We start from the raw sequence: 22,646 nt of genomic DNA on the forward strand, positions 1-22,646 counted from the left end.
CTCAAGGCAAAAAAATCGGCACCTATGTAGGCCGTGTTGCCGTTAGAGCCTCGGGCAGTTTCAACATCCAAACCGCCCAAAGTTTGATACAAGGCATTAGCNATCGCTACTGTACCCTGATTCAACGGGGCGATGGCTACGGATATTCACTTAGAACGGATAGCAATTAACTACGGAGAAGCGAGAACAAGGTTGGCTTACGCCAACGCGCTATCCCTCCCCGCCATAAATGACGGGGTATCTCGCGCAACATCTTGATGAAACCCTCAAACACATTACTAACGATTGTCTCCTTACTTAGTTTAACCGCCTGCGCCAGTACTAGCTCTGATCTATCTACAGCCAATCTTAACCCCCAACCTGATAGCCATCAAATAGCGACTGATACAGCAAGCAATGAGCTTCCAAATCTTGAAGTTTTGAGTGCCGATTTAGAACGCCGCCCGTTAAGCGCTAACAAAACAGTATTTATAGAGGAAGTGTCCCAACGCTACAATGTGCCCGTAGCCCATGTTGCAGGCCTGGTGAACTCCGCACAAATCAATAGCCAAACCCAGCGCCTCATGGCTCCCAACACCAACGGCAGGGTCAAGCGTTCCTGGACCACCTACAGAAAGCAAGTCATGGATCCTATCCGTATACGTGGTGGCAAAAGCTTTATGCAAAGAAATGCCTCTACGCTAGCCGAGGTAGAACAGCAATATGGTGTGCCTGCAGAAATTATCGGTAGTATTATTGGGGTGGAAACTGTGTATGGTAATTACATGGGTAGTTTTAAGTTATTAGACTCACTATATACCTTGGGCTTTTACCACCCTGATCCCAACCGTCCGGATCGACATCAGTCTTTTCGTAATCAGTTAGCCGCCTTGATCAAACTCGATCACCAAGGCAAAATCAATGCCCACACGGAGCTAGGCTCGTTTGCCGGAGCAACCGGTCTACCACAGTTTATGCCAATTAGTATCATGTACTATGCAGTTGATGGTGATAATGATGGTCGGATTGATCTACGCAATAGCGAAAAAGATGCGATACACTCCGTCGCTAACTTCTTGGTTAAACATGGGTGGCAACGCGATATGCCGGTCTTTGCTCCTGCGAGCCTACCGGCTAACCCGGCAGCTGTAGAAGGTAAAGGATTGGAACCGACATTAACCTGGCAAGAGTTGGAAAAGCATGGGGCTCGCAGCGGTTCAGGTACTGCTTCTTGGAAAAATGGCCGTAATTTAGGCGTCATCAATTTGATGGATGAAAGTCAGGGTAGAAATGAATATCGCATTGCGACACAAAACTTTTTTGCCATCACTAAATACAACAACAGCTATTTTTACGCGGCCTCCGTCGCTGATTTTGCTCAGACCTTAAAATAACAAGCACTCAACGCTAAAAGCAAGACCAAACGAGATCCGACACATTCATCCAGAAGGTCGGATCTAAGTACATTGAAAAAACCAAAAGCAGCACAAAAATGGCGACAAAAGCCAATATGATACGCATTATGTTAGTCCATTCAATTAGTTAATGGGCTAGTACCGGCGCCTTATCTCTCTTAATCGGCCGTTCGACAATAGGCCAGTTTGCTAAGGCAGCCATAACACTCAAGAGAATGGATAATATCCACATGAGGTCATAATTACCAAATCTATCATAAAAGGCGCCGCCCATCCAAACGCCTAAAAAAGAGCCAACCTGATGGCTAAAGAAGGCAATGCCTCCAAGCATGGACAAATGACGAATCCCAAAAATTTGAGCAATAATCGCATTGGTTGCCGGCACCGTGGATAGCCACAGAAAACCCATCGCCATTGAGAACAAATACACACTCAGCGCACTCATTGGAATCATCAAGAACAGGACAATGATCACTCCACGCAAGGCATAAATCCCGACTAAGAGGTGGCGTTTCTGATAGCGTTGTCCCAACCAACCGACTAAATAACTGCCAAAGATATTGAATAAACCAATCAATGCTAAAGATATGCTGCCAACCTCGGGACCCAAACCATTGTCTTTTATATAACCGGGCAAATGTACGGCGATAAAAATCACCTGAAAGCCACAAACAAAATAGCCTAACACTAACAAGACAAAACTACGATAGCCCAAGGCCTCTTTAACTGCATCTTTAATGCTCTGGTCTCTTTCTGTATCACTCGTATCCGCACTGTCTGTGGTATTCCAACTAATATGCTCTCTAAGCAAATAGGCAAGAGGAATAATCACTAAAGAAAATAGCGCTAAAATAACTAAGGCATTTTGCCACCCACTCTGGCTAATTAATGCATTGGAAATCGGCAGCACCATAAACTGCCCAAACGAGCCGGTTGCCGAGGTAACACCCATCGCCCAAGAGCGCTTATTGGCGCTGATATGACGACCAATAACCCCAAAAACAATGAGATAAGTCGTCGCCGCTTGAGCTGTGCCCAAAACCACACCGGCAGTCAAAACAAACATAAGGGGCGTGGTCGTATAGGCCATTCCTAAAAGACCCAAAGCATAGCAAAGCGCCCCCGGAAGAATCACCTTAAAAGCACCATAGCGGTCAGCCAGCATACCGACAAAAATACCTACGATGCCCCAAACAAGGTTCTGCACCGCAATAGCGAAAGAGAACACCTCTCGCTCCCAACCATGGGCTTGGCTAATTGGCAACAACCATAAACCGAAACCATGACGGATTCCTATGGATAATGTCACGATCAAACCACCGCAGAGCAAAATGCGCCGTACTGATAATTTATTATTTACAACAACGCCCATCTGCCCTCCTAGAGTACAGGTCACATTTTATTTTTATCTGCATTTTTAAGTGTTGGCCATGCCTTACTTAAATAGTAGGTCATTGACCACAATGTAAGAAAGGCCGCAATTAGTATCAGCACATTACCTACAATGATTAAATTTACACCAAGCACAGTTTGATAAATCATGAGACAGGGAATGGCTGCCATTTGCGCTGCTGTTTTAAACTTACCCAGCCAATTTACGGCGACGCTGTTACGTGCACCCACACTCGCCATCCACTCACGTAAGGCAGAAATGGTTAACTCACGACCTATGATAATCAGCGCGATATAAGACTCAACTCGACCTAAATCCAACAGAATCAATAAAGCCGCACAAACCATCAGCTTATCGGCGACGGGGTCTAAAAACGCACCAAAAGCTGATGTCTGATTCCAACGACGCGCTAAATAACCATCTAACCAATCGGTAATTGCCGCAACAACAAAAGCAATGGCTCCAAGCCAATCTCGCACAATGACGCTAACGCCATCCAACGGCAAATAATACAAGCCGATGAATAGTGGGATAATAGCAATCCTGAGCCAAGTAAGAATAATGGGTAAGTTCATTGATTTCATAGCAGCTATATTACCACCGAATAGATTAATTCACACCAAAAGTATCTAACGTAACGCATCGTAAATACGCTGTGCCATTTGTACAGAAATACCCTCGACTGACGCCAGCTCATCAACGGTTGCATTAACGACGCCATTGAAACCGCCAAAGCGAGCTAAGAGCCGCTGACGGCGCTTCGGTCCAACGCCCTCGATCTCTTCTAAACGAGAAACATTTCTTGCTTTTGCCCGCTTACTACGCATTCCGGTGATAGCAAAACGATGCGCTTCATCACGAATTTGTGCAATTAACAATAAAGCTTTCGAACTTAGACCCAACTCCACGGGAGGTCGAGAATCAGCAAAAATCAACGTTTCTAAACCGACCTTACGCCCTTCCCCTTTAGCCACGCCGACAATCATCGAAATATCCAAGCCCAAATCCGTAAAAACCTGACGAGCGACTTCAACTTGCCCCTTGCCACCATCAATCAACACAATCTCAGGCATCGATGCCGATTCATCACCATGGGCATAACGTCGTTGCAAGACCTGTCGCATAGCAGCGTAATCATCTCCACCGGTAATACCGGCAATATTAAAACGACGATAGAGCGATGGCTGCATCGTATGACTCTGATAGACCACACAGGAGGCTTGCGTCGCTTCCCCATGGCTGTGGCTAATATCAAAACACTCAATGCGTAACTGCGCTAAAGCATCCGGGCCTAGATCCAACGCTAATAGCTCAGCTAAAGCCTGTGTGCGCTCCTGCATCTGGCCTGCCTCAGCAGAACGCCGTTGCAACGCAATTTGCGCATTACGTTGAGCTTGTTCTAACCAGTTTTTACGCACCCCGGCCGGTCTTGTAAGGACTTGGGTTCGTGCGCTACCCTCTTGTCGCAAGAGTAGTAAAAGCTCAGGGTCAGGCAGCACATGAGAGCTCACAATCACCGGAGGCAATTGATGTTCGAGATAGTGACTGGCCACAAAGGCGGCAAGTACCTCACCAGGTTCATCACCGTTGATATGCGTAGGAAAGATCGGCTTATCTCCCAAATGGCGCCCCGCTCTGACCATCGCCAGATTGACGCAGTAATTGCCATCGTACTGCTCTACCGCAATGATATCCACATCGCTTTCATCGCTTGATTCCATGGCTTGCTGTTGCATCAAGCTTGCTAGGGACTTCATCTGATCGCGAAACATCGCCGCACGCTCAAACTGCAACTTATTAGACGCCTCTAACATCTTATCTTCCAGCTTACCAAGTACCTCCTTAGATTCACCATGTAGGACCTTAACGGCATGCTCCACATCCGCCTGATACTCTTCTTTTGAAATTAAAGCGACACAAGGAGCAGAACAGCGTTGAATTTGATAAAGCAGGCAGGGTCTGGAACGATTAGAAAAAACGCTGTCCTCACAGGTCCTTAAGCGAAATATTTTCTGCAATAACTGCATCGTATCCCGCACAGCCCAAGCATTGGGATAAGGGCCAAAAAAATGACCGTTTTTGTTGGTCGAACCACGGTAATAAACCATCCGCGGCGATTCATGATCTGTAAACATCAGATAAGGATAGGACTTATCATCGCGGAATAAAATATTGTACTTAGGCAATAAGCGTTTAATGAGATTATTTTCTAATATTAACGCTTCGGCTTCTGAGTCAGTAATGGTGATTTCTATATTTGCAACGCGCGCGACCATATGAGCGATACGTGGGCTTTGCAAGTTTTTTTGAAAATATTGAGATACTCGTTTTTTTAAATCCTTGGCTTTGCCGACATACAAAACCTCCCCATCAGCCGCTATATGACGATAAACGCCCGGCAGATTAGGTAAATCTTTTAAAAAACGTTGGATATCAAACGATGCTGACTCAGAACTCATACTTTTTATCTAAGCAAAATAACAATACACCACAAAGCAGTTTAGTCTTCTAACTGCTCCAACAATTGTCTGGCTTTGACATAGCGAGATTCATTATGCAATTGCTGCCAATTCATTGAAAAATCGTTGGGTACTAAATTAGCGAGACGCTGAAGTGATGCATCACTCATTTGGTGCGTCAACTGTGCCAATAATTCATCAGCTAAATCAGGTCGATTACACACCAGCACCATATCGCAACCTGCCGTAAAAGCAGCATTCGCTCTGTCGACAATCGAACCGGCCACAGAAGCACCTTCCATCGTCAGGTCATCAGAGAACACCATCCCTTGGTACCCCATACGTTTACGCAGCACTTCTTGAACCCAAAAAGTTGAGAAACCGGCTGGCATTGAATCGACCTTTTCGTAAATAACGTGGGCCGGCATCAGCGACGGCAATTTTAAATGCCCCAAGGCCACATAGGGTTTAATATCACTTTCCCAAATCTCATCAAACTCACGCGTATCAACCGGTATCGCCACATGTGAATCTGCTTCAACAAAACCATGCCCCGGGAAATGCTTGCCACAAGCAGCCATACCAGCTTCGGCCAAACCATCAATAAGCGCATCAGAAAGTGCAGCTACGGCATCAGGGTCCTGATGGAATGAACGGTCACCTATGACCTCACTCGCCCCATAATCCAAATCCAATACCGGCGTAAAGGAAAAATCCACTCCGCACGATCTCAATTCTGCCGCTAACACATAGCCCACCTCACGAGCTAAAAGCAAAGCTTTATCGGGGTCTATATCCCATATTTCACCCAATTTTCTCATGGCCGGTAAATGAGTAAAGCCCTCTGTACGGCAGCGCTGCACCCGCCCACCTTCATGGTCAATGGCAATCAACAGAGGTTCCTCACGGACGTCATGAATTTGCCGACATAATTCAGTCAACTGCTTAGGATCTTGATAGTTACGAGCAAACAAAATCACTGCCCCTACTAAAGGATTTTTTAGACGCTCAATCTCATGACTCTGTAGACACAATCCCTCTACATCCACCATAACCGGGCCTAAACTCATTGTTAATTTTTTATTATTTGATGACATAACCTGCCTTAAAATCCATTTAAAAATAATCTTGCCTACTGTTTACGCTCAACAATCACCAAAGCCATCGCTAAGTCTGATTCATCGGTTAGGGATACATGTGCTTCGCCAAAACGCGCCTCATACCAAGTCTTCAATTCCCCGGTCAAAACAACCATGGGCTTACCACTCGGTGCATTGAGTGTTTGCATAGCGGACCAATGCATCGGCATACGCATCCCGAGTCCGATGGCCTTGGAAAAGGCCTCCTTGGCAGCAAAACGTGTTGCTAAAAAGGTGATCCCGCGATGCGGATCACGATCGTAGCGTCGTTGAAACTTTTCTCTTTCACCGGCCCCTAAGATACGCTTTAAAAAACGCTCCCCATGACGGTCGAACGCCTTTTGAATACGACTGATGTAAATTAAATCCGTACCAATCCCAGCGATCGCAGACGCCACTGGTGTCTGTTGAGGGTTTAATATTGTCGGGGCAATCATAGGCTAACCTCTGCTCGAATAAACTACTTACTGTCTTGAGCTAATCTTAAAAAGTTGTCACGATAATGCTTTAACTCTTCGATAGACTCATAAATATCAGCTAAAGCCTCATGGCGCCCTTTTTTGACCACACCACGATAGACCTCCGGGTGCCAACGCTTAGCCAATTCCTTTAACGTACTTACATCAAGATTGCGATAATGGAAAAAGCGTTCAAATTCCGGCATATACTTAAACATAAAGCGACGGTCTTGACTCACTGTATTGCCACACAGCGGCGAAGTACCCTTATTAACATACTGGCTCAAAAACTCAATCAATTGCTTCTCGGCTTCAGCTTCAGTAGTTGTTGATGTCTTAACTCGCTCGATCAAACCGGTGCGCCCATGAGTCGTGGTATTCCACTCATCCATGGCGTCCAGTACGGTATCCGGTTGATGAATAACAATCACCGGTCCTTCGGCCACCACAGTTAAATCCGGCTCTGTTACTACCACAGCCACTTCCAACACTCGTTCAATTTCGGGATCTAAACCACTCATCTCCATATCTAACCAAACTAAACGAAGGTCTCTTGACGCCATAACTACTTCCTTTTGATTTAATATAATGTTTACCTAGTATTGTCGCACAGATATATTGTTTATACAGAGCCCTATGCAAGCACCTCATTTTACATTTTTATTTATTACCTTAATTATTTTGGATTTTGGTATCCGTACGTGGCTAAATATTCGCCAAATCCGCCATATCTCTAAGCATGCCCTCACAGTGCCTGAGGAGTTTGCTGATTGCATCAGCCTCAAGAGTCATCAGCGTGCTGCACGTTATAGTTTAGAGCGCTTAAGATTAAGTCAGATTGAGGTTTTTTATGATGTGCTTATTCTATTAGCTTTTACTATCTTAGGTGGTATCAATTGGCTATTTCGAGCCTTTAGCTTAGACACAGAGCCCTCGCTGATTAAGTCCTTAGTTTTTATCATAGTGGTTCAGATCCTCTTAAGTGCGTTAAGCCTACCCTTTTCTATCTACAAAACCTTTAGACTTGAACAAAAATACGGTTTTAATCGCATGACTGCCGGCCTATTTGTTAAAGACACCGCGACTAATCTGCTATTGTCATTGGTCTTAGGCAGCATTCTACTTATCGCTATTCTATACCTTATGCAAACTACCGAACTCTGGTGGCTATGGGCTTGGTTGGTGGTATTAGGCTTTATGGCGGTGATGATGTACATTGCGCCAACTTGGTTAATGCCCTTATTTAATAAATTTACCCCACTCGAAGAAGGCGATGTCAAAAATAAGATTGAACACTTAGCTAAGCGTTGTGATTTTGAGCTGAGCGGTCTATTTGTGATGGACAGTTCTAAGCGCAGCTCCCATGGCAATGCTTTTTTTACCGGTTTTGGTAAAAACCGCCGCATTGTTTTTTTTGATACGTTACTAAACAAACTCAAAGCCAGTGAAATTGAGGCCATTATGGCTCACGAGTTAGGGCATTTCAAGCACAAGCACATCATTAAACGCCTTGCCACCATGGTGATCGGCAGCTTTATTTTCTTTGCTGTGCTTGGCTATGTCAGTGATAAAAGCTGGTTTTACGGTGGCTTAGGTGTCACACTTCCGGAACATAGCGCTTATCATGCACTGACCTTGGTACTATTTGCCTTGGTCTTACCCACGTTTACTTTTTGGCTAACACCAGTCAATAGTCGACTATCACGCCGCGATGAATTTGAAGCAGACGCCTTTGCCGCTAAGCACAGTGATGCTAATAACCTCATCTCTGCCTTGGTCAAGTTATATGATGACAATGCCAGCACGCTGACGCCGGATCCGGTATTTTCAGCTTATTACGATAGTCACCCACCCGCTACGATTCGCATTCAACACCTTAAGGGTCTTAAGGGAGCTGGCGTATGATGCAAGGACGCATTATCTCTGCGCACGGGAGACATTATGTAGCACGAGTCGAAGAGCAATTATGGCATTGCTATACTCGTGGCAAAAAGACAGGGATATGCGTCGGTGATTATGTGGAAATTTCTCCCCAAGGCGACAATGAAGCCCGCATAGAAAAAGTACTTGAACGCAAAAACCTACTTTATCGTAGTGACGAGATGCGCAGTAAGCAATTTGCTGCAAACGTAGATATCTTATTGCTAATTACAGCAGTAGAGCCTAGGTTTTCTGATGATTTATTAGGTCGTGCCCTCACTGCGGCATGGAACGAAGGCCTTGAACCCTACATTATTTTAAATAAAGTCGATCTGGAGCAAGGTGCCATAGAAGCACGTGCCAGGTTAAAGCAATATCAAGATCTTGATGTCGAAGTTATTGAATGCAGTATTCACGAACCGGAAGATCTGTCGGCCAAGCTACTGCCTAAAATTCAAGGAAAGACGGCCATCCTACTCGGTCAAAGCGCCATGGGCAAATCCAGCATTTTAAATGTATTAGTGCCGACGGCCAAGGCTCACACCCAAGAGCACTCCCATGCACTGGGTACGGGTCGCCACACCACGACTAAGACTGAGCTGTATCAGATCAAGGAAAATGGTAACGTGATCGCGTCACTTATCGATTCGCCAGGCTTTCAAAACTTTGGTCTGCTGCATTTAAATGACACAGAAATTGTCAAAGGCTTTCCGGAGTTTAGTGACGCGATAAAAAACTGCCGTTTTTATAATTGTCGTCACCTGCGGGAGCCCGGTTGTGGCGTGACCAGCGCCCTACACGAGGGTCGGATCCACCCCGAACGCTATGCCCTCTATGAGCGCATCATCGCTGAAAATGATGCGGCTACCAAATGGTAGCCTAAAACCCTAGGACTACCTAAGGTTAGCGTGCTTGCTGAATGCGTTGGTATAAGTTACGTAAAATCGACGCTGTAGCGCCCCAAATGAAGTGATTAGCCCAAGTGACCCCATAGTAGCTAAACGGCAAGATGGCGTTGGGCGCTTTATAAAGACGGTAATTATTCGGGTTAGTTAAATAACTAAGAGGTACTAAAAAAACCTCTTCAACCTCTCTGGTATCAATCATAAAGTTAGATACCTCAGACATCCGCCCCAAATAAGAGCTCATCGCAAATCCGGTGCCTGTATAAAAAATTGGCATTTCACCAAAAATAGAGATTTTAGAGCGCTCAACCCCGATCTCTTCCTCGGTTTCGCGCAACGCGGCATCTTCGAGATCCTTATCATTTTTATCAAATCGACCACCGGGAAAACTAATCTGCCCACGATGGCTTCTAAGCTTTGAGGAGCGTTTAGTTAAAACAATCTGCTCTTGATTATCTTTGACAACGATGGGGATTAAGACGCCGGCTTCGATGAAGCTACTTTTAATTATCTCTTTTTGAGCGTTCCACTGTGCAACAAAATGATCTTCCTGCCAATGATACTTGGGAGAAAAAGCTCGCTGAATTAACTCGGGCAATTCATCATTGCCAATCACAGGCAGGCCAAAACCGGCGGATTCCGAAGGCTGAGTCAGCGGATTAAAATCAGGAGACGATCTGGAAAGATCTTGTGCTTTGTTCATTAAATTAATAATTAGAATTATTTAATAAATATCAATAGCTTATATTATATAACTCAAATGATATTTAGCAATGAACATGAAGAAAGGAATGTTTAATGGTAGTTAAAGATGCAACAATTCAACAAAAAAGCATGCTTCCAGACAAACCGAAAACATGCTTTGTAAAAATATATCGTAAAAGTATACTAAATTACTTAGCAACTACTTTACGAACTAACTTCTCTTTAATGCGAGCAGCCTTACCAGAACGATTACGTAGGTAGTAAAGCTTAGCGCGGCGAACGGCACCACGGCGCTTAACTTCGACTGAAGCGATCTGCTGAGAGTACAACTGGAAAGTACGCTCAACGGCCTCACCCGATGAAATCTTACGAACAGTAAAAGCAGAGTTTAAACCACGGTTGCGCTTAGCAATAACCACGCCTTCGTAGGCCTGAGTACGCTTACGGGTACCCTCAATTACGTTAACATTTACTACAACGGTATCACCAGGACCGAATACAGGCATTTCCTTACCTTCGGTAAGGCGCTGAATTTCTTCCTGTTCAAGAGTTTGAATTAAATTCATCATGGACCCCAAAAAATCCAAATCATCATACGCAACGAAAATGCTCCATGCCACTCTTGTTCTTGCTTGACTATGAGTGGTCCATGTAAATTACAAACCGATGTAATTTAATTGCCAGAGGATGAGTAAGCCAAAGATTTTACCCTTAAAATCAGTCGCTTGTCAATTATAGGAGCCCATTAAATAGCCCTTTATAAATACTCTGTTGTAAAGCAGTCCGAATAGAAGAATCACACAAAGGACTCAAAAGCGATTGATAGGGATCTTAAAATACGTTGTGCCATTATCCTCTGCCGGGGGAAACTCACCCGCACGCATATTCAGCTGCACTGACGGTAAAATCAACTTAGGCATCGACAACGTCGCATCACGCTCAACGCGCATCTTCACAAATTCTTCTTGGCTGATACCCGCACCAACATGGATATTATTATCGCGCTGCTCTTTAATCGTCGATTGAAACTCAAAGTAATCGCGACCCTTGGCTTGATAATCATGACATAAATACACGACGGTATCATCAGGTAATTCAAACAGCTTTTGTATCGAGTGATAAAGGGTAGCGGCGTCACCTCCCGGAAAATCACATCGTGCCGTACCATAATCCGGCATAAATAAAGTATCACCCACAAAAACAGCGTTTTCAATTAAATAACTTAGGCAAGCCGGCGTATGGCCCGGCGTATGAATGACGCGCGCATTAAGCTGTCCAATCTGAAAGCTGTCGCCCTCTTTAAATATGTAATCAAACTGACTGCCATCTCGCTGAAAACTGCTGTCAGCATTAAATATTTCACCAAAAACATGCTGTACCGTGGTGATATATTCACCAATAGCAGTACGGCCACCAAGATGCGTTTTTAAATAACACGCAGCGCTAAGATGATCTGCATGGATATGAGTTTCTAATAACCACTCCACCTCAAGCTCTTGCGCTTTTACATAAGCAATGATCTGATCAGCTGTCGTCGTTGCGGTGCGGCCTGACGCGTGATCATAATCCAGCACTGAGTCGATGATAGCGGCTTGATTAGTCGACGAGTCACTCACCACATAGCTATAGGTATTTGTATCCGCATGGAAAAATTCTTGTACATTCATCAACAACTCTCCTTATAGTAAGATTATCACTGCGTTACTTTATTAAGTTTAAGTTAAAAGCGATAATCAAACACAAAATCCACAAATTTATTATAAGCTTCAGAATGAACACTCTTCTTATTTTCTAATAAATATAAGGGCCGATGCAGTGCTGTCATGTCGGCAATTGACAAGAGTTGAATTTTTTTCAATTCAAGCAAATCTTGTAATGCAAAACGGGATAAACAACCAACCCCAAGATCATTGATGACAGCCTGCTTAATCGCTTCAGAATTACCCAGCTCCAGCACATTAGTATTTTCTAAGTGTTGCAGTAAGTTTTTTTGAACAAAGGTTCGCGTGCCGGATCCTGTTTCACGTAAAATTAAGGGCACCTGCTCTAAGTCCCTAACACTTGACAACTCACCTCCGGCCTTAATAAAACGACTCTGCTGAGCAGCAAATAAAACTAATTCATCCTCCATCCAAGCGCTTGCCTTAAGCTCGACAAAAGGATTATCTCCTTCAATAAAACCCAAATCATACTCATAGTTGAGTAAGCCCTGACAAATATCTGTTGTATTAAAAATAGCTAAACGAATATCAATTTCCGGGTGCAGCACTTGAAAATCACGAATCATTTTTGGTAAAAGATAATTACCAATAGTCGTGCTGGCGCCTATGACTAAACGCGCCACCTTAAGATTAAATAAATACTCAATCTGCTCTACCTGCCTCATGATGTCACCCGCCAAAGAGTTCAACATATGTGCTTGCTGAGTCGGCAGCAAACGCTTCCCGACACGTTGGAATAACGTCGTATCCAAATGCTTTTCTAATTCGGCCAACGCCATACTGACAGCAGATTGCGACAAAAAAACCTGAGCAGCTGCTGCCACAGTCGATCCTTGGTGATAAACAGCCAAGAACACCTCTAATTGTTTTAAAGTAATTTTCACAAGCGTCCTTTGATACAAAATCTTTTACTTATCAATTTTACTGATAGATTATATCTATATTACTGATTTTTATTAAGTTATTAATAAGTGTAATATTGATAGCATTGAATTTACTTATTACTACTTTTATATTCCCCAACATGAGTCAGGCACAAACAAAACAATATAACGATCTAAGCGGTTTTATCAGCAATACAAGGAATTTATTGCCGGGTTTGGCGTTGATTGCGATCATTGTGCTGCTATCTACTATGTTGGTAGACATGGGGATCGGCCAGCGCTATGGCTTAAGCCCGCTCATTTACTCAATTGTGTTGGGCATGATTGTAGGCAACACTTTTTTTAACAAAACGGTACACCTAACACTGGAAGGCGTCAGCTTCGCTAAAAGCAAATTACTTCGTTTAGGTATTATTTTGTACGGCTTCCATTTGACCATCGCACAGGTCTGGTCACTCGGCCTACAAGCTATCTTTATTGATGCCTGTATGCTGATTTCCACCTTTGTACTGACCTATTGCTTCGGTACTAAAATACTGAAAATGGATAAAGACACCTGTATTTTAACTGGTGCCGGCTGTAGTATTTGTGGTGCTGCCGCTATTATGGCAACGGCATCAGTCTCTAAAGCAAAAACGGCCGCCATCTCCCAAGCAGTCACTGTGATCGTCCTATTTGGCACCCTAGCCATTTTCATCTACCCGATCCTTTTTCCTATGGTGACTAACTACATTAGCGCATCAGCATTTGGCGTCTACGTTGGTTCGTCTGTCCATGAAGTAGCTCAAGTAGTAGCGATAGGTAAAGTACTGGGAGAGGATGTGGCTGATACGGCAATTCTTGCCAAGATGGTGCGAGTCATCATGTTAGCGCCATTTTTATTTGCCATTTCTTTTATTTTTTATAACAAAAAAAATCGAAACACTAGCGTTAAGCAGCAAAACAGCCCGTCAAAACGCTTTTTACTGCCCTGGTTTGCCATCTGGTTTTTAGGCATGATTGTTCTAAACTCTATTTTGCCCCTACCGCAAAGCTTAGTGGATAGTATTTTATTTGTTGATAATATCTTATTGATGATGGCAATGGCCGCACTCGGACTAAGCACTCAGTTAGGCACATTTAAAGCAGCCGGCCCACGCTCTTTTATCTTAGGGCTAGTCGTCTTTGCTTGGTTGATCGGTGCCGGTATTGCCCTACAATTGCTATTCGCTTAGTGATTGTTCGCTTAGTCAGTTAAGCAGTTAATCGGCTAATCAGCACCGCAGCAAAGTCGCACCCTGCCACGCTCCACCTCAATTAGCCAGTGCTGGTGCTTAAAAGATAAGCCACGATCAAAACCTAATTGATGAACCTCTCTTAGTTGGCGCAACCAATCGTTAATGCGTCTCTCCGTTGGCATAGGGACATCATGTAAAGTCAGCCAATGACGCAAAACATTGGCTTGTCTACGTAGAGATAACTTGCGCCATGAAGCCAGACAAAAGTCCTTGGCGTCATCTCTTAAATCAAGCGTTTGTAAATCAGCTTCCGCCACCTCATCTAATAGTGCTTGAGCATCCAACATAAGACGAGCATGGCGCCCTAGATTTTGCTTCCATTGCGGCCAAGCGCTATCTAAACCGGGAATCAATAAGCGACGCACGGCAGCTCTTTTATAACGAGGGTCCAAATTGCTGGGATCACGAATCATCTCAAAACCGCTCAGCTGAGTAAATACAGCCGCCGCATTCGTGATGACTTGCCGCTCAATTGCCAACCAAGGACGATGATAGGTAATGCCGCCATAGGTGTGAGTTTTCAACATACCACCCATTCCCTTGACCCCGGTACCACGTAATAAGCGCAATAACAAGGTTTCAGCCTGATCATTCAAGTGATGAGCTAAGATAAAATCAACAATCCCGTGTGCTTGGCAATATTGACTATAGGCACGATAACGAGCCACTCGTGCAGCAGCCTCTTCACCCAAACCGCTCTGCCGCTCAACATCAACTTTCAAGACCTGACATTCGAAACCCAGATAAGCTGCCAAAGCCTGACAATGCTCGGCCCAGATATCGGCATCGCGCATCAGTCCATGATGAATATGAACGATATGTAAAGCGATATTAGCTTGCCGAACGAGTGGTGCCAAAGTGGCCAGCAGCATCGATGAATCTGCGCCACCACTTAGACCTACGGCAAGCTTTGTCTTTGCTTCGTAGTGAGATGATTTTTTTTGAAAAGAAGCTAATAGCTCGGCCAGCGAATGAGTTAAAACGCCGGTTGCTTTAGCTTCATAAAAACTGCTTAGTTGGGGATAGTGAGAATAGTCACCATGACTAAGTTGCTTAGGCTTTCTCGAGGAAGCTACCATAGGACATCAGACGCTCAAGACGGCGATCTACTAACTCCTTGGAGTCTAGACTCGCAACGGAACGTAAAGACTCAGATAAGGCTCTGCGTAAGTTACGATACATCATAGTTGAATCGCGATGAGCACCACCAACCGGCTCCTCAACCACCTTATCAATCAAACCGAATTGCTCTAATTTAGGAGCAGTAATAGCCAAAGCCTCGGCAGCAACCGGTGCTTTGTCAGCACTACGCCATAGAATAGAGGCACAACCCTCAGGCGAAATCACGGCATAAGTGGAATACTGCAACATCTGCACGACATCACCCACCGCGATCGCTAATGCACCGCCGGAACCGCCCTCACCAATAATGGTGGCAATAATTGGCACCTTCAGTTCGGCCATGGTGTAGAGGTTTTGCCCGATTGCTTGTGATTGACCGCGCTCCTCTGCTCCAATACCCGGATAAGCCCCGGGCGTATCAATGAAGGTAAAAATCGGTAGACCAAACTTCTCAGCGAGACGCATAAAACGTAATGCTTTGCGATAACCTTCCGGTCTTGGCATACCAAAATTACGGCGTGCGCGCTCTTTGGTGTCACGACCTTTTTGATGACCAATCACCACACAAGGCTCACCATTGAAACGAGCGACACCACCTACAATAGAGGGGTCATCAGCATACATACGATCGCCATGCAGCTCATGAAAATCGGTAAAGAGCGCCTCAATATAATCTAAGGTATACGGGCGCTGAGGATGGCGTGCTACTAAAGCAGTCTGCCAAGGTGTCAATTTTTTATAAATAGATTCAGTCAGATCATTGCTCTTTTGCTGGAGCTTAGCGATCTCTTCCGAAATATCGACGGCAGAGTCGCCGGACATATGGCGTAACTGATCAATTTTCTGTTCCAATTCCTCAATTGGCTTTTCAAATTCCAGATAGGTATTTTTCATCTTTTTGCTTTAAACCTTTGTGCTCTGTGTAAGCGATACACTTTTAACTTTATTCGATACTGCCATCAGCTAAGCTGCGCCACATATACCAAGTTGCTACTGTCTGCCATGGTTCCCAATTATCAGCAAGCTCACGAATCTCGTATCGGGACACAGGTTCACCACCAAAGTAATGCATAGAGACTGCTTTGAGCAGTCTTGCATCTTCTAAGGGCAACACATTTGGGCGATGTAGATTAAAAATCAAAAACATCTGTGCCGTCCAAGAACCAATTCCCCGAATCTGGCACAAATCATTAATCACTTCTTGATCCGACATTTTAGACCATTTTTCGGGATTAACGGTTTTTGCTTCAAAATGTTTTGCAAGATCGATCAAATTTGTTGCTTTGCGCCTTGCAATACCAATCTCCATAAGCTGCTCTATGGTCCTGACAGAAACACATTGAACTGTCGGCCTTTTGCCACAATAGCGCACTAAATCTCGCCATGTTTGGCTTGCGCGTGCTGCAGAGGATTGTACTGAAATCAATGACCTCGCCAGCGTAGTAAACGCCTCATGGCTGCTCACAGGGAAAAACTCCCCTTCGTACTTGGCAATCAGCTTATTGAGAATACGGTCATTGGCTTTTAAATGCTCAACCGCATCATCCCAATAGGTCAATTTTCCCCCTAGAGTCGACATACTATATCCTACGCCATTGGGTTAAGCCACCTGCGACATCCTCTAACTCAATACCCGCTTGCTTTAATTGCTCGCGAATCTGATCGGCTAGTGCATAGTCTTTAGCGTTTTTGGCTTCTGTACGTTGCTTGATAAACGCTTCAATTGCATCATCACTTAAATCTACCGCGCTATCTTGTGTTTGACCTAAGCGCGTATAACGAGAGTATGAACGTAAATACTCAGCCGGTTGATGCTGTAAAATACCTAACACGCCGCCCAGTGCGCGCATTTGTGACATCAGCGCACGATCCTTTTCGCGATTGGCTTGATTGAGCATCTCAAACAACACAGCCATAGCGACCGGCGTATTAAAGTCGTCATTCATGGCCTCTTTAAAGGCTTGAGCATGTGAGCTATCCCAATCGATCTCAACTTCATCAAAACCAACCGTATTTAGACCCTGATAAAAGCGGTCGACAGCCACCTGTGCATCGTTTAAGTTATTTGGTGCAAAGTTTTGTTGACTGCGGTAATGGTTACGCACGATGAAAAAGCGCAGCATCTCAGCTTCTCGCTTGTGATACTGATAGTCTGCAATCTCCGGATTGATTTTATCCGTGCCGATCACTTGGCGAATCGTCATGAAGTTACCAAGTGACTTAGACATTTTGTCATCGTCTACCATGAGCGGCCCACAATGCATCCAAAGATTGGCTAACGAGCCGCCATAAGCCCCTTCAGATTGAGCGATTTCATTTTCATGATGAGGAAACTTCAAGTCCGGCCCACCACCATGAATATCTAAAGGCATTCCCAGCAAATCACGGCTCATCGCCGAACACTCAATATGCCAACCGGGGCGACCCACACCATAAGGTGAATCCCATTTGGAATCCTCAGGGTCCTCTGCTTTAGAAGCCTTCCATAAAACGAAGTCTAGCGGATCTTCTTTGGCATCAGACACGGTAATGCGCTCACCGGCACGCATCTCATCTAAGCTGCGACCGGATAACTTGCCATAGTCGGCAAATTGGCGAACGCGAAAATTAACGTCACCATCACTGCTTTGATAGGCTAAGCCGTTTTCCTCAAGTGCCTGAATAATTTCGACCATACCCTGCACATGACGGGTAGCTCGCGGTTCATGATCAGGAGACTGGACATTGAGCGCACGCTCATCAGCATGCATTGCGTCAGTAAAAAAGCTCGTCACTTGGTGTAAGCGCTTTTGTGTCGCTACAGCACGACGAATAATTTTGTCATCAATATCGGTGACATTACGTACATAAGTCACCTCATAACCAAGACAGCGCAACCAACGCTGCACCACATCAAAACTCACCAACATACGAGCATGACCTAAATGACAAAAGTCATAAACGGTCATACCACAAACATACATCCGGATTTTATTAGGTTCAACAGGCTTCAATTCATCTTTGCGACGTGTCAAAGAGTTATATATCAACATAGGTTATGAGAAATAAAGATACAATAGGAGAATAATTAAGATCGTTAAGTATAGCAATCTAGCGCCCATTCTGTTGAGTATTATCCTGATGAATAAGAGAAAGATTCAAATCCAATGTGCCCTTGCCTTAGCTTTGGGCTGTACCGGCACTCCCGTATTTGCACAATATATCCCCCTAACTGACCTACCGGAAGTACCTACTCAGATTAATGAAAGTGGTCATTTGATCGCTCCAAACTCACAAAGTGAAGCAATTCCAATAGATGATCAGCTCAGCGTTGATATCTTTAATCAAGTGGATATGAACGCAATTCAACAAACTCAAAGCAATGCTCCCTATGGCCAAATTCAAGCCACACCTATTGATACGATCAATACAACAGGCAACCCCTATGCAGTCCCCGAGGCAGGCACCCAGACTCCGCCCATACTTGATAAGAAAAAGGATGACGAGGCTGATGGTGGCTGGCAGGGTTTGGCTAATCTTCTAAAAAAACTCGAACCCTCTATTGATACCAGTCTCCCCGAGACCAGAACACAAATCGCCAACCGCATCAATGGCCTTATTAACTCCGGGCGATACCAAGCAGCACTGGATGAAATCGCCACTGTATTCAGCAGCATAGGTTACATTGAAAACCCGGGAGAAGATGTGCAGCTGCGCTTTTTAGAAGCACGTGCTTATGACGGTTTGGGCCAGTCTCAACAGGCTTTAGAGCATTACAAAGAGTTAATCAGCAAATACCCGGAATTGCCGGAGCCCTATAACAACCTAGCGGCCATGCAAATGCGCCTTAACTTGCTTGATGAAGCGTATGAGTCCTTGGCCATGGCTGTCAGCCTAAGACCAAATTACGGCGTAGCGCAGCGCAACTTGGGAATTCTTCATCTAATCAAAGCAAACAATAGTTTTAATATTGCTGCCAAGCAACGTATTAGCGGAGCAAGCCAAACAGCACAGGCGATTCGTCAAATTTTACAAGGAGATAAGTAAATGATGTTAAAATCAGGCCGTTTAGTCGCATTAACAATGGCGGCAACACTCGCCATGGCACCTATAGGCATGGCCTTCTCTCAAACAGATAATCAAAAGGATTTAAGTTCTATGTCTAATACTCGCGTTAAATTAATCACTAACAAGGGTGATATTGTTCTAGAGTTAGATGGTGAAAAAGCGCCTGTGACTACTGAAAACTTTCTTAACTACGTAAAAGAAGGTTTTTACACTAACGTAATTTTCCACCGTGTTATTCCTAACTTCATGATTCAAGGTGGTGGCTTTGAGCCCGGCATGAAAGAGAAAAACACTAACGCGCCAATCAAAAACGAAGCCGACAATGGTTTGAAAAATGATAAGTACACGATCGCCATGGCTCGTACGCAAGACCCTCATTCAGCGTCTGCGCAGTTTTTTATTAACTCAAATAACAACGACTTTTTAAACTTTACTGCACCGACAACCCAAGGCTGGGGTTATGCAGTATTTGGTAAAGTCGTAGAAGGTACTGAGGTTGTTGACAGCATTGAAAAAGTAGCTACCGGCACACGCGGTTTCCACGGTGACGTACCTCGCGAAGATATCATCATCGAAAGTGCTGAGATCATTGAATAAGCTTAGCCTCACAGCTAATGTTTACCTGGCCTCAGATATTCATCTGGGGCCCTCTATCCCTCATACCAACCAAGCATTTTATCAATTCCTAGCTCAGGCTGCCAAACAGGCAGACAGCTTAATTTTAGTAGGGGATATTTTTCACTACTGGATTGGCGATGATATTGCGATCCGGCAACCCGAGCCTTGGCTCGCCGAAGCAATTTTACACTTACAAACCTTTGCCAAGCACAAGCCGCTATATTTTGTTCATGGCAATCGTGACTTTCTAATGGGTCATGACTTTGCTCGCTATATCGGAGCGACATTACTACCAGAACAGACAATACTCGAGGTCGATGGCCTACAAATTTACTTAAGTCATGGTGACGAGTTATGCACCGACGATAAAGGCTTTATGCTGTTTAGACAGTGGAGCCGTAAAGCCTGGCTACAGAAGCTGTTTTTTAAATTACCGATGCCATGGCGCATTAATATAGCCAATAAAGCAAGAAAACAAAGCAATAGCAAGCAGGCAGCGGTCACTTATGACACGAGCAAGGGCGAGGTCACAGAAAGTGCTGTTCGCGCTATTTATCAACAATACCCTGAGCTGGACGGTATGATTCATGGACATACCCACCGCCCTCAAATGCATCAGCTCAATATCGATGGCAAAGCGTATTGGCGCCTCGTACTCCCGGACTGGGAGCTTGATCATTCGAAGCCACGAAGCGGTTTTGTTATTTTAAATAAAAATGGGCCCCAATTAATTAATCATTGGAGCCCACCGAACAGCTAGCGACTTATAAGACTTATAAATAACCCATTGCCCATAAACCAACAACCACACCGAAAACAATTCGATAAAAAGCAAATGGCTTATAGCTGCGCTTAGAAACAAAACGTAGGATTGCTTTTACCAAAAACAAAGCACTGATAAAAGCAAAAACAAAGCCTACCACGATCGCTAGCATATTATCACTACTTAACTGATCGCCATATTTATAGAGACTTAAAACAGTGGCGGCCAACATAGTCGGCATCGCTAAAAAGAAAGAAAACTCTGTGGCTGCACGACGTGGAATGCCAGCAATCATGCCGGAGATAATGGTGGCGCCTGAACGAGAAGTACCAGGAACCATAGCTAAACATTGAGCAAAACCAACCACTAACGCCTGCTTCCACGTGATGCTATCGAGCCCCTCTCCCGGTGGCGCATTTTCATCTACCAGCTGATTCGCTTTTTTCATCTGTGGGCGACTCTCGACCCACAACATAATGAAACCACCAACGATCAGAGTAAAGACGTAGATCATAAACTTACCATCTAGCAATTTAGCGACCTGGTCAATAATCAACAAGCCAATAATAGCGGCAGGTAAAAAGGCAAGTAACAGATTCCGAACAAACAGTACCTGCTTCATCTCCCATCGTAACAGCCCTTTAATCACATCGATAATATAGTGTCTATAAATCCACACGACAGCCATAATAGAGCCAAACTGAATAACAATTTCAAAGACCTTAACATCACCGGAGTTAAAGTTTAGCCAGTCTCCCCAAATAATTAAGTGCGCGGTACTTGAAATAGGTAAAAACTCACTCAACCCCTCGACAATACCGAGAATGGCTGCTTTAAGAAGATATAGAAAATCCATAAGAATTGATGTTTGGTATTAGCAATTTAAGAAGTAGCCAAGGCACTACTAATGACCTTGGCTAATAAAAAGAAGAGTTAAATTAATCGGCAGAACCGGTCTGTGGATTAAATGTTTTGACAAGCTGAGCAAAAATCTTAGGACTTGCCGCAAGAACATTACCCGTGCGCATCCAGGTCTGTTCACCCTGCAAGTCGCCAATCAATCCCCCTGCTTCGAGCACCAACAAGCTGCCGGCTGCAGTATCCCAAGCATTTTGCTTGAGGCCGCAATAGGCATCTAAACGACCACTTGCCAAATAGGCCAACTCAAGCACGGTACTCCCTAGACGTCGGAAGCCATTACTTTTGGTGATTAAATCGGTAATAAACGGGCTTTGTGGGTGCTGTACACCAAAACCACTGGTGACACATACAATCGCTGTATCTAAGCTGAGGCACGGACTGACACGTATACGACGGTCATTTAAAAAAGCGCCGCCGCCGCGACTGGCAGTAAATAACTCATTGCGATTAGGATCATAAATCACGGCCTGCTCAATCTGTCCACGGACGGCCAAAGCGATCGATACGGCATAATTAGGAAAACCATGAATAAAGTTTTTCGTACCATCTAAGGGATCAATTATCCAACGAAAATCCGACTCACCGCCAGTGACACCAGACTCTTCGGCAACAAAAGCATGATCGGGATAAGCATCACTCAGGGTCTGAATAATTGCGTCCTCAGCAATACGATCAATGTCAGTGACGTAATCGCCTGGGCCCTTAGTTGATACCGACACACTGTCAAGTTGTAAACTGGCACGGTTGATAATATTACCGGCACGACGAGCTGCCTTAACGGCAGTATTTAGCATTGGGTGCATAGTTATTACAGAACAAATTTAGTAAAACCACTATTTTAAATGACAACGTCATTTTGAGCTACTAAAGCCTAGCTTTTCCAAGTAATAGTTATTAAAATTCCAATATGACAACACATC

The 22,646-nt window shown here is 44.5% G+C and carries 23 protein-coding genes; 7 read left to right on the forward strand and 16 right to left on the reverse strand.

Going from position 1 to position 22,646, the window contains the following annotated elements:
- Nucleotides 1-257 precede the first annotated feature (257 nt).
- Nucleotides 258-1,373 (forward strand): lytic murein transglycosylase B, encoded by a 1,116-nt coding sequence (gene mltB / locus B092_RS0107620; protein WP_018574663.1) that lies wholly within the window; start codon nt 258-260, stop codon nt 1,371-1,373.
- A gap of 148 nt (nt 1,374-1,521) precedes the next feature.
- Here mltB and B092_RS0107625 read toward each other — a convergent pair whose 3' ends face one another.
- The 6 genes from B092_RS0107625 to orn are packed head-to-tail and all read right to left on the reverse strand — an operon-like array spanning nt 1,522 to nt 7,406.
- Nucleotides 1,522-2,766 (reverse strand): MFS transporter, encoded by a 1,245-nt coding sequence (locus B092_RS0107625; RefSeq protein ID WP_018574664.1) that lies wholly within the window; start codon nt 2,764-2,766, stop codon nt 1,522-1,524.
- A 20-nt stretch (nt 2,767-2,786) separates the two neighbouring features.
- Nucleotides 2,787-3,371, reverse strand: coding sequence for a CDP-diacylglycerol--glycerol-3-phosphate 3-phosphatidyltransferase (gene pgsA, locus B092_RS0107630; RefSeq protein ID WP_018574665.1), 585 nt, complete (start codon nt 3,369-3,371; stop codon nt 2,787-2,789).
- 45 nt (nt 3,372-3,416) lie between these two features.
- Nucleotides 3,417-5,246: an excinuclease ABC subunit UvrC gene (uvrC, locus tag B092_RS0107635; RefSeq protein ID WP_018574666.1), complete on the reverse strand. Its 1,830-nt coding sequence runs from the start codon at nt 5,244-5,246 to the stop codon at nt 3,417-3,419.
- A gap of 41 nt (nt 5,247-5,287) precedes the next feature.
- Entirely contained in the window at nt 5,288-6,343 is a 1,056-nt protein-coding gene (nagZ, locus tag B092_RS0107640; protein ID WP_018574667.1) for a beta-N-acetylhexosaminidase, read from the reverse strand.
- A 35-nt stretch (nt 6,344-6,378) separates the two neighbouring features.
- A complete protein-coding gene (gene acpS / locus B092_RS0107645) occupies nt 6,379-6,822 on the reverse strand; it encodes a holo-ACP synthase (RefSeq protein WP_018574668.1) in 444 nt (147 codons plus the stop codon).
- A 23-nt stretch (nt 6,823-6,845) separates the two neighbouring features.
- Nucleotides 6,846-7,406 carry an oligoribonuclease gene (gene orn, locus B092_RS0107650; RefSeq protein ID WP_018574669.1) on the reverse strand — a complete coding sequence of 187 codons (561 nt, stop codon included), beginning with the start codon at nt 7,404-7,406 and terminating at the stop codon, nt 6,846-6,848.
- 73 nt (nt 7,407-7,479) lie between these two features.
- Between orn and B092_RS0107655 the strand changes: the two genes are divergently transcribed.
- Nucleotides 7,480-8,748: a M48 family metallopeptidase gene (locus B092_RS0107655; protein WP_018574670.1), complete on the forward strand. Its 1,269-nt coding sequence runs from the start codon at nt 7,480-7,482 to the stop codon at nt 8,746-8,748.
- Nucleotides 8,745-9,641: a ribosome small subunit-dependent GTPase A gene (rsgA, locus tag B092_RS0107660; RefSeq protein ID WP_018574671.1), complete on the forward strand. Its 897-nt coding sequence runs from the start codon at nt 8,745-8,747 to the stop codon at nt 9,639-9,641. Before B092_RS0107655 ends, rsgA begins: the two co-directional genes overlap by 4 nt.
- 25 nt (nt 9,642-9,666) lie before the next feature.
- On the opposite strand, the gene B092_RS0107665 is transcribed toward rsgA, so the two are convergent.
- From B092_RS0107665 to B092_RS0107680, 4 genes are all read right to left on the reverse strand, one after another.
- Nucleotides 9,667-10,371 carry an NUDIX hydrolase gene (locus B092_RS0107665; protein WP_018574672.1) on the reverse strand — a complete coding sequence of 235 codons (705 nt, stop codon included), beginning with the start codon at nt 10,369-10,371 and terminating at the stop codon, nt 9,667-9,669.
- Between the two features lie 190 nt (nt 10,372-10,561).
- Nucleotides 10,562-10,939: a 50S ribosomal protein L19 gene (rplS, locus tag B092_RS0107670; RefSeq protein ID WP_018574673.1), complete on the reverse strand. Its 378-nt coding sequence runs from the start codon at nt 10,937-10,939 to the stop codon at nt 10,562-10,564.
- Between the two features lie 243 nt (nt 10,940-11,182).
- Complete coding sequence (locus tag B092_RS0107675) at nt 11,183-12,040, reverse strand: MBL fold metallo-hydrolase (RefSeq protein ID WP_018574674.1); 858 nt, start codon at nt 12,038-12,040, stop codon at nt 11,183-11,185.
- A 53-nt stretch (nt 12,041-12,093) separates the two neighbouring features.
- Entirely contained in the window at nt 12,094-12,978 is an 885-nt protein-coding gene (locus B092_RS0107680) for a LysR substrate-binding domain-containing protein (protein ID WP_018574675.1), read from the reverse strand.
- A 140-nt stretch (nt 12,979-13,118) separates the two neighbouring features.
- Here B092_RS0107680 and B092_RS13975 point away from each other — a divergent pair, with 140 nt between their 5' ends.
- Entirely contained in the window at nt 13,119-14,192 is a 1,074-nt protein-coding gene (locus B092_RS13975) for a YeiH family protein (protein WP_018574676.1), read from the forward strand.
- Nucleotides 14,193-14,227: 35 nt separating this feature from the next.
- Here the strand turns inward: B092_RS13975 and tilS are convergent, their stop codons facing one another.
- From tilS to cysS, 4 genes are read right to left on the reverse strand one after another with little or no spacing between them, the layout of a single operon-like run.
- Nucleotides 14,228-15,334 carry a tRNA lysidine(34) synthetase TilS gene (gene tilS / locus B092_RS0107690; protein ID WP_018574677.1) on the reverse strand — a complete coding sequence of 369 codons (1,107 nt, stop codon included), beginning with the start codon at nt 15,332-15,334 and terminating at the stop codon, nt 14,228-14,230.
- The gene (locus tag B092_RS0107695; RefSeq protein WP_018574678.1) at nt 15,309-16,271 is read right to left on the reverse strand and encodes an acetyl-CoA carboxylase carboxyltransferase subunit alpha; all 963 of its coding nucleotides are present in this window, start codon (nt 16,269-16,271) and stop codon (nt 15,309-15,311) included. The genes tilS and B092_RS0107695 overlap by 26 nt, the downstream gene beginning before the upstream one ends.
- 49 nt (nt 16,272-16,320) lie before the next feature.
- On the reverse strand, nt 16,321-16,956 hold the full coding sequence (locus tag B092_RS0107700) for a DNA-3-methyladenine glycosylase family protein (RefSeq protein ID WP_018574679.1): 636 nt from the start codon (nt 16,954-16,956) through the stop codon (nt 16,321-16,323).
- 1 nt (nt 16,957) lies between these two features.
- The gene (gene cysS / locus B092_RS0107705) at nt 16,958-18,409 is read right to left on the reverse strand and encodes a cysteine--tRNA ligase (protein WP_026253667.1); all 1,452 of its coding nucleotides are present in this window, start codon (nt 18,407-18,409) and stop codon (nt 16,958-16,960) included.
- Between the two features lie 88 nt (nt 18,410-18,497).
- On the opposite strand from cysS, the gene B092_RS14705 reads away from it, so the two are divergent.
- From B092_RS14705 to B092_RS0107720, 3 genes are read left to right on the forward strand one after another with little or no spacing between them, the layout of a single operon-like run.
- On the forward strand, nt 18,498-19,403 hold the full coding sequence (locus B092_RS14705; RefSeq protein ID WP_018574681.1) for a tetratricopeptide repeat protein: 906 nt from the start codon (nt 18,498-18,500) through the stop codon (nt 19,401-19,403).
- Nucleotides 19,404-20,021, forward strand: a complete 618-nt coding sequence (locus tag B092_RS0107715) for a peptidylprolyl isomerase (RefSeq protein ID WP_018574682.1) — start codon at nt 19,404-19,406, stop codon at nt 20,019-20,021.
- Complete coding sequence (locus B092_RS0107720; protein WP_018574683.1) at nt 20,014-20,802, forward strand: UDP-2,3-diacylglucosamine diphosphatase; 789 nt, start codon at nt 20,014-20,016, stop codon at nt 20,800-20,802. The genes B092_RS0107715 and B092_RS0107720 overlap by 8 nt, the downstream gene beginning before the upstream one ends.
- A gap of 13 nt (nt 20,803-20,815) precedes the next feature.
- Here the strand turns inward: B092_RS0107720 and B092_RS0107725 are convergent, their stop codons facing one another.
- Both B092_RS0107725 and B092_RS0107730 read right to left on the reverse strand, forming a co-directional pair.
- A complete protein-coding gene (locus B092_RS0107725; RefSeq protein WP_018574684.1) occupies nt 20,816-21,661 on the reverse strand; it encodes an undecaprenyl-diphosphate phosphatase in 846 nt (281 codons plus the stop codon).
- Nucleotides 21,662-21,743: 82 nt separating this feature from the next.
- The gene (locus B092_RS0107730) at nt 21,744-22,529 is read right to left on the reverse strand and encodes an inositol monophosphatase family protein (RefSeq protein ID WP_026253668.1); all 786 of its coding nucleotides are present in this window, start codon (nt 22,527-22,529) and stop codon (nt 21,744-21,746) included.
- Between the last annotated feature and the right edge of the window lie 117 nt (nt 22,530-22,646).

Source organism: Oligella ureolytica DSM 18253 (genome assembly GCF_000373745.1).
In the GTDB taxonomy this organism is placed as follows: Bacteria; Pseudomonadota; Gammaproteobacteria; order Burkholderiales; family Burkholderiaceae_B; genus Oligella; species Oligella ureolytica.

Bases quoted from the DNA above. Each gene is read 5' to 3' on its own strand.
- mltB (WP_018574663.1), top strand. From the start codon at position 258: ATGAAACCCTCAAACACATTACTAACGATTGTCTCCTTACTTAGTTTA.
- B092_RS0107625 (WP_018574664.1), bottom strand. From the start codon at position 2,766: ATGGGCGTTGTTGTAAATAATAAATTATCAGTACGGCGCATTTTGCTC.
- pgsA (WP_018574665.1), bottom strand. From the start codon at position 3,371: ATGAAATCAATGAACTTACCCATTATTCTTACTTGGCTCAGGATTGCT.
- uvrC (WP_018574666.1), bottom strand. From the start codon at position 5,246: ATGAGTTCTGAGTCAGCATCGTTTGATATCCAACGTTTTTTAAAAGAT.
- nagZ (WP_018574667.1), bottom strand. From the start codon at position 6,343: ATGTCATCAAATAATAAAAAATTAACAATGAGTTTAGGCCCGGTTATG.
- acpS (WP_018574668.1), bottom strand. From the start codon at position 6,822: ATGATTGCCCCGACAATATTAAACCCTCAACAGACACCAGTGGCGTCT.
- orn (WP_018574669.1), bottom strand. From the start codon at position 7,406: ATGGCGTCAAGAGACCTTCGTTTAGTTTGGTTAGATATGGAGATGAGT.
- B092_RS0107655 (WP_018574670.1), top strand. From the start codon at position 7,480: ATGCAAGCACCTCATTTTACATTTTTATTTATTACCTTAATTATTTTG.
- rsgA (WP_018574671.1), top strand. From the start codon at position 8,745: ATGATGCAAGGACGCATTATCTCTGCGCACGGGAGACATTATGTAGCA.
- B092_RS0107665 (WP_018574672.1), bottom strand. From the start codon at position 10,371: ATGAACAAAGCACAAGATCTTTCCAGATCGTCTCCTGATTTTAATCCG.
- rplS (WP_018574673.1), bottom strand. From the start codon at position 10,939: ATGAATTTAATTCAAACTCTTGAACAGGAAGAAATTCAGCGCCTTACC.
- B092_RS0107675 (WP_018574674.1), bottom strand. From the start codon at position 12,040: ATGAATGTACAAGAATTTTTCCATGCGGATACAAATACCTATAGCTAT.
- B092_RS13975 (WP_018574676.1), top strand. From the start codon at position 13,119: ATGAGTCAGGCACAAACAAAACAATATAACGATCTAAGCGGTTTTATC.
- tilS (WP_018574677.1), bottom strand. From the start codon at position 15,334: ATGGTAGCTTCCTCGAGAAAGCCTAAGCAACTTAGTCATGGTGACTAT.
- B092_RS0107695 (WP_018574678.1), bottom strand. From the start codon at position 16,271: ATGAAAAATACCTATCTGGAATTTGAAAAGCCAATTGAGGAATTGGAA.
- B092_RS0107700 (WP_018574679.1), bottom strand. From the start codon at position 16,956: ATGTCGACTCTAGGGGGAAAATTGACCTATTGGGATGATGCGGTTGAG.
- cysS (WP_026253667.1), bottom strand. From the start codon at position 18,409: ATGTTGATATATAACTCTTTGACACGTCGCAAAGATGAATTGAAGCCT.
- B092_RS14705 (WP_018574681.1), top strand. From the start codon at position 18,498: ATGAATAAGAGAAAGATTCAAATCCAATGTGCCCTTGCCTTAGCTTTG.
- B092_RS0107715 (WP_018574682.1), top strand. From the start codon at position 19,404: ATGATGTTAAAATCAGGCCGTTTAGTCGCATTAACAATGGCGGCAACA.
- B092_RS0107725 (WP_018574684.1), bottom strand. From the start codon at position 21,661: ATGGATTTTCTATATCTTCTTAAAGCAGCCATTCTCGGTATTGTCGAG.
- B092_RS0107730 (WP_026253668.1), bottom strand. From the start codon at position 22,529: ATGCACCCAATGCTAAATACTGCCGTTAAGGCAGCTCGTCGTGCCGGT.